The organism is Acetobacter sp. DmW_136, from assembly GCF_008690365.1.
GTDB classification, from domain to species: domain Bacteria; phylum Pseudomonadota; class Alphaproteobacteria; order Acetobacterales; family Acetobacteraceae; genus Acetobacter; species Acetobacter oryzifermentans.
Genome location: NZ_VHON01000036.1, coordinates 61829 through 67943, shown reverse-complemented (window position 1 = coordinate 67943; position 6115 = coordinate 61829). Strand labels below are relative to the sequence as shown.

The following is a 6115-nucleotide window of genomic DNA, read 5'->3' as shown; positions in this document are numbered from 1 at the left end:
CGATATGACCGGTGCGCTCATACCTTCATGTCTGCAATCCATATCGCAGCAAGCGTCATCTTCTATCTCAAAGAATGAGTCCTGAGCCTAAATTTATCGGGTAAATTTTTATATGTTAGGCAACTTCTTTTCGGTGTTTATAGGTGAGCACCTTTATGAACACTGAAAAGAAGTTGCCTGTATAAAGTTGCTGTTCAAAGGTGCTCTAAAGCCAAAGCCGCTGCAGAGGCAACATCATGCCGTAAGGCAATAACATTGCCCTTTCCGTAAGGGTGAACCCTGTTTGTTAAAATCAGAACAAAGCTATCTGTTTGCGGCACTAACCACAGAGATGTACCTGTAAAACCGGTATGGCCAAACGATCCTATGGGAAAGTAATCACCTCGCGGGGTAGAATAATGAGTGGCAATATCCCACCCTAAACCTCGTTGATCGGTTTTGCCCGCAGGTTGCTGCGGGGATGACATCATGACCAGTGTATCTGCCTTAAGTGGAAAAGGAGAAGAACGCCCGGCGCGTTTGTTGAGCAGCGCAATGGCGTAGCGTGTCATATCATCCGCGCAGGAAAATAATCCTGCATGACCTGCAACACCTCCCATCCGGCGTGTTGTGGGATCATGCACGATGCCACGGAGAAGGTTTCCCTTTTCATCATACTGAGTAGGGGCAATTGTGCTGGAAAGTGTGGGAGCTGGAGTAAAAAAGGTTCTTTTTAGGCCCAGTGGTTTGAAAATATTTTGTGTTGCGTAGTCTTGTAAGGTCAGGTCAGAGAGCTTTTCTACAATCAGCCCAAGCAGGATAAAGTTGATATCACTATAAACAAACTGCTCTCCCGCAGGATGAATGGGCGTGCAGGAAAATGCCATCTGTATAGCTGTATTACGGCCTGTCCACGGTGTTGAAAGATCCAGATCTGGCGGTAAACCGGAATAGTGCGTGAGCAACTGGCGAACAGTAATTTCCTGTTTGCCTTGTCCGGAAAATTCAGGAAGATAATGGCAAACCGGCACATCTAGTTGGACTAATCCACGTTCATACAACTGCATGATGGCCGGAGCAGTAATGAGCACTTTGGTAAGAGACGCCATATCAAACAGCGTATCCCATGTCATGGCTTCTGGATGAGGTACAAGTGCGCGTTGCCCAAACACACCTTTCCAAACCACTTGGCCTTTATGGGCAATGGCGGCAACGGCTCCCGGTGTTTTACCGTTTTTGATGGCATCCTGAAAAATGCGTTCCACTTGTGTAAAGTTGTTTTGGGTATCGGATGCCATGCTTTTCTTTGTTGAGGAATAGAATAGGCTTACTGCTCCCGTAAGCAAAATACGACGGCTAAAAGAAGAGGGCATATATTTCTGCCTTATAAGAAAACACCATGAGAAAATTCAATTGGTTCAAGTCGCCACAAATCTAAAGGTAATATTCAGGCGGGTTTCTCCTGTTCTGGCATGTGTGCCAGCCCGAATGGGTTTTATGCCATGAAAGCGTAAGCGATCAGGCCCACCCCACACCAGAACATCTCCATCCCTGAGCAAAATTTGTCGAGTAGGATCTGATCTTTTTAGCCCACCCCACAGAAAAACCGCTTCCAAGCCAAATGAGAGAGAAACCACAGGCTGTTCCGTACATCCTTCATCGCGGTCTTGATGAAGGCCCATGCGTGCACCAGGACTGTAAGAGTTGATAAGGCAGGCATTGGGATGGAATTGTGCGAAACCAGCTTTTTGGGCAGCCTTGTGCGCCAAAGTTTGAAAAATGGTAGGCATATTTGGCCAAGGTTGGCCAGTAAAAGGGTTTACTCTGGTATAGCTGTAGCCTTGTGATGTGCTAACCCATCCAAATGGGCCGCAGCACGTCATGGCAACAGACATCTGCCCTCCGCCCGGGGTGTACATTTTTCTAAATGGCGCTTGCTGCGTAATGCGGTGAACAGCCAGCATACAGGCTTCAGCATCATGCAAAGCGAAACCGGGCAATAATACGGCTCCGGCATCCAACTGCACGGAGTTTGGCCGGATATCTGGCAAAAGAAAATCCATTTGCACGGAACGATTGTCTTTCATGGTGAAAGCTCTGTGTGGAAAGTGTTTGCGGTGATGTGCGCTCTCTGGCACAGCATGGAAAGAGTATAGCAGCACCTACGTTTGAAACAGAAGGAGCAGATCCCCAGCAATGTCGGTTTCTGGTCGGGATATGATGTTTATCGGCGGCATTCCGGCTGTTATCAGCTTTAATGCCGGTAGCCGTATGTTTCGTGGGGTTTTTATAGGCCTGAACGCAGAGGTGGATTTTCTGGCGCGTTCTCCCATGGACTTACAGCCCCAAGGTGAGGCGGCTTTAAGTGTGTTTTTGGAAACATGTCGTCAGCAGAATCGTTCTCCTTTACTTGCACGACAAGTAGGACAAAAAGGTTATCTGCTTGAAGATATCTACGCAGAACTGGAAGAGCCCGCACGCCAGAAAGGGATAGATCTCTATCAGCTTGTGCGTGACCAGACACTGGAATTTCAGAAAACGGGAAATCGAAAAAAAGCTTCAACCGTTTTTCTGAATTTTTAATGGGAACGGCAGATTTTCTAAGAAAAAAGGAAGGCTTGGGATAAGCCTTCCTTTTTTAACACCTGTTGTGCATCAGACAGTTGTATTAGCTGGGATATTCTGTTTGGCGGGGGCCATCACGGATACAAGTGCAACTATGGCAATATTGATAACCAGAGAAAGAAGGCCAGTAGAAATATTGCCAGAAAATAGCCCCAGATTAACGGGGTGAATAGGTTTTAGGCCGTCCATCCAGCAAATACTAACACCAAAAACTGTGCCTACAGCCCACCCAGTTAGCATAGCGGCGGCAGAAAAGCGCACACGAAACAGGCCCAGAATAAGCGCAGGGAATGTTTGTAGAATAAACACGCCTCCCAAAAGCTGGAAATCAATGGCAAACTGCGCGTTCAGGAACAATACGCAAATCAGTGCGCCAATTTTTACTATAAAAGCTACAATGCGGCTGGTGCGTACTGGATTTGCCTGTGGGGGAAGCAAATTGTTGGTGACCAGATTGGCCGCGCCAATTGCCATAACGGCCGCAGGCACCAATGCCCCTACGGCAATGGCAGCAAGGCAAAAACCGGCAAACCATGCAGGAAATACACTTTGGAACAGCATTGGCACAACCATGGAGGTATTGGTGGTGTTAATGCCAGCCGCATGCGCCATAAAGCCCAGCATGGCTATAAGCCCCAATACAATGGTGTATGCGGGTAAGAAAACAGCATTCTGTTTGATGGTATCTGCTGAACGAGACGCCAGAATACCCGTAAGTGTATGAGGATATAAAAATGCAGCTAAAGCGGAAGAAAGCGCAAGGGTAGCATAAGGTAAGTTTTGTCCGGTTTTAAGCACCGTATCTGTATGTGCCGCAGAGGCAAACAGGGCACTGTAACCGCCGGTGTGTAGGGGTATAACAGTTACCGCTACCAGCACGGCAATATAGATCATAATATCCTTGATAAAGGCCGTAAGTGCCGGAGCATGTAGCCCTCCCAACCATGTGTAAGCAGCTAGGGAAATAAAGGCGATAATGAGTGGTAGATCGCCCGGTAATCCTAAAGCCTGCACCACAGTACGGATACCAATAAGCTGGAGCGCAATATAAGGCATAACCGCTACCAGCCCGGTTAAGGCAATAATCACTTCCAGTGCCCGGCTGTTAAAGCGTGCCTTTACAATATCTGCCGCTGTTGCGTGCCCGCCTGCGCGCGCAATCTTCCAAAGCTTTGGCATAACAAGAAAAATGAAGGGATAAACAATAATGGTATAAGGCAGCGCAAAAAAGCCATATGCTCCCGCCGCATATACCAGCGCAGGTACTGCAATAACCGTATAAGCGGTGTAAAAGTCTCCTCCCACCAAAAACCATGTTACCCACGGCCCAAATTCTCGCCCACCGAGTGACCATTCCTCATGGCTGTCGGTATCACGTTTGGCATGAAACAGGCCGCGTATCCATTGTATGGAACTGCCAACAACAATGGTCGCGGCAAAAAAGAAAACAAAAACGCCAAGCGCCCAAGGGTTTATGGTGCTCATGTGTTTTGCCCCTTTTTCCAGACAATCCAGATAAGAGCAGACGTTACTGGTACCCATGCGAATTGGTACCAGTAGAAAAATGGAAAACCCCACAAAACAGGATCGTGCCTATTATACAGGGGCGTCCAAAGTAACCCTAAAAAGGGCAGGGCGAGTAGGAGGTTCAGATATTTCATTACAGAAAACCCGGTCATTTTGTTTTTTTTGTTCGTGACCGGGAGAAGGATGGCGATGAAAGTTACCGCCTGTCAATTATTCTGTATGTCTTTTTGGTTCGAGAAACCAAGTTGTGTCTTTTCCACTACAAACAGGGGGTGCTGTTTGTAGTGGGGCAGAAAAAACAGCTTGATGTTTTAGCGTGTGGCGCTGTGCTTTTTATTCTGTAAAACTTGGTTTAGCTTATCGCCATATTGCCGATAGCTGCCCTCTGGCACGCAACCCATTTCTTCCAAATCTGCCAGATCCGCTCCGTGATTGATCCACAGATTTACTTCACGTGAATCAATAGATGGTGGGATTTCACGAGGTTCATAAACAATAGGTGCGTTTTCACCTTCCGTAGCACCAAACAGCATAAAGCTATCGGGTTCTGGTGTTTTACTGGAACTCAGGCTGATTTCCCCACACACAACCTGCTTCTTTTCTGCATTGGGGTGCGTAGTTATTGCGCGGAAAAAAGGGTGGGTATCCGGAAAGCGTTTTGTAAGCGTCTTGAGTGTATTTTTTACAAAAGGGGATGCCTTTTTATCGCTGCCGTCAATAACGGTTTGCGCACTTGCAGAACAGGCTAGTACCGGCGCGCCAAGGGCAGCAAGCAACAGGCCGAATGCCAGAAAGCGTTTCATGGTTTTGAGTCTTTCCTGTTCAATGAAATGTATTAAGCAATATTATACTGCAATTTCGTGTTTAAAACAGCTTTCGCCTTCCATGGTGTAATGCCGCCGCAACTTAACCGGCCACCTTGTTGAGGGGCAGGTACACCTGTGGTGGATGGGAGTGATAAAGGGAACCCATACAGGCTTCTTACAGCCAAAAATCCAAAGCACTCGGCTTCCAGCGCATCCCCATTCCATCCAAGAATTTCTGCCGGAGAGACTTGGCCGGGTAACCGTTGAGTAAGTACTTCCATAATAGCAGAGTTATGTCGACCGCCGCCACATACAAACCATGCTTGAGGCTGCTCTGGTAAAGGCGTGCGGGCAATGGTTTCCGCAGTAAAGGCAACCAGTGTGGCAGCTCCATCTGCCGGGGAGAGCGCAGCAATATTTTGCAAGGCTGTATGAAAGCTTAGCCTGTCGAGAGATTTAGGGGCTGGTTTGCTAAAAAATGGATGTGCCACGAGCTGCTTCAGAATAGATGCAGACACTTTACCGCTGCGTGCCAAGCGCCCATCTTTATCGTAGGGGATGCCAGTATGGCGGAAAGTCCAGTCATCCAGCAGAGCATTGCCGGGGCCTGTATCACAGGCCAGAATCTCACCTTTTGAGGTCAGCAGAGTAAGATTAGCAACGCCTCCAATATTCAGGATTGCAACGGGGCGTGGCTGATCGTGCAAAAGGGCTGCATGATATAAAGGGGCCAGCGGAGCACCTTCTCCGCCTGCGTGTACATCAGCGCTGCGAAAGTCATGGATAACAGGCAAATCTGTAGCAGAAGAAAGCGCAATAGCATTGCCAATCTGCCATGTGCGCCCAGGCTGGTGCAGAATGGTCTGACCATGAAAGCCAATAAGATCGGCTGGCATATCAGGTGCCATTTGGCGCAGTTTTTCAACAGCTATGGCATGCACCTTTGTCAGATCATGTTCTGCAGACAGTAATGCAGGATCAGAAGACGCAAGCTGAGGAGCTTCATCCAGTATGCGGCGCAGGCGTGCCCGTAATTCTGCCGTATAAGGCACGGTCAGCGCTGGGCCGTGCCGGAATATACGTGTGCCATCAGTTTGTATGAGAGCTGCATCTACGCCATCAAGTGATGTGCCACTCATAAGCCCAATGGCGGTAAGGGGAGAAAGCAAAGACATAGT

The 6115-nt window shown here is 48.2% G+C and carries 7 protein-coding genes; 1 reads left to right on the top strand and 6 read right to left on the bottom strand.

From position 1 onward, the window contains the following. Nucleotides 1-194: 194 nt before the first annotated feature. Nucleotides 195-1352: a serine hydrolase gene (locus tag FKW31_RS12015; RefSeq protein ID WP_150178647.1), complete on the bottom strand. Its 1158-nt coding sequence runs from the start codon at nt 1350-1352 to the stop codon at nt 195-197. A 45-nt stretch (nt 1353-1397) separates the two neighbouring features. Further along, nucleotides 1398-2066, bottom strand: a complete 669-nt coding sequence (gene alkB / locus FKW31_RS12010) for a DNA oxidative demethylase AlkB (RefSeq protein ID WP_150178646.1) — start codon at nt 2064-2066, stop codon at nt 1398-1400. A gap of 109 nt (nt 2067-2175) precedes the next feature. On the opposite strand from alkB, the gene FKW31_RS12005 reads away from it, so the two are divergent. Next, entirely contained in the window at nt 2176-2562 is a 387-nt protein-coding gene (locus tag FKW31_RS12005; protein WP_063354537.1) for a hypothetical protein, read from the top strand. Between the two features lie 72 nt (nt 2563-2634). Here FKW31_RS12005 and FKW31_RS12000 read toward each other — a convergent pair whose 3' ends face one another. The 4 genes from FKW31_RS12000 to FKW31_RS11985 all read right to left on the bottom strand — a co-directional run bounded on the left by FKW31_RS12000 (nt 2635) and on the right by FKW31_RS11985 (nt 6112). Further along, on the bottom strand, nt 2635-4089 hold the full coding sequence (locus tag FKW31_RS12000; RefSeq protein WP_150178645.1) for a sodium:solute symporter: 1455 nt from the start codon (nt 4087-4089) through the stop codon (nt 2635-2637). Next, nucleotides 4086-4283 (bottom strand): DUF3311 domain-containing protein, encoded by a 198-nt coding sequence (locus FKW31_RS11995; protein ID WP_081461426.1) that lies wholly within the window; start codon nt 4281-4283, stop codon nt 4086-4088. Before FKW31_RS11995 ends, FKW31_RS12000 begins: the two co-directional genes overlap by 4 nt. Before the next feature lie 159 nt (nt 4284-4442). After that, nucleotides 4443-4934 carry a hypothetical protein gene (locus FKW31_RS11990; protein WP_006115910.1) on the bottom strand — a complete coding sequence of 164 codons (492 nt, stop codon included), beginning with the start codon at nt 4932-4934 and terminating at the stop codon, nt 4443-4445. Nucleotides 4935-4966: 32 nt separating this feature from the next. Further along, complete coding sequence (locus FKW31_RS11985; RefSeq protein ID WP_150178644.1) at nt 4967-6112, bottom strand: anhydro-N-acetylmuramic acid kinase; 1146 nt, start codon at nt 6110-6112, stop codon at nt 4967-4969. Nucleotides 6113-6115: the final 3 nt, after the last annotated feature.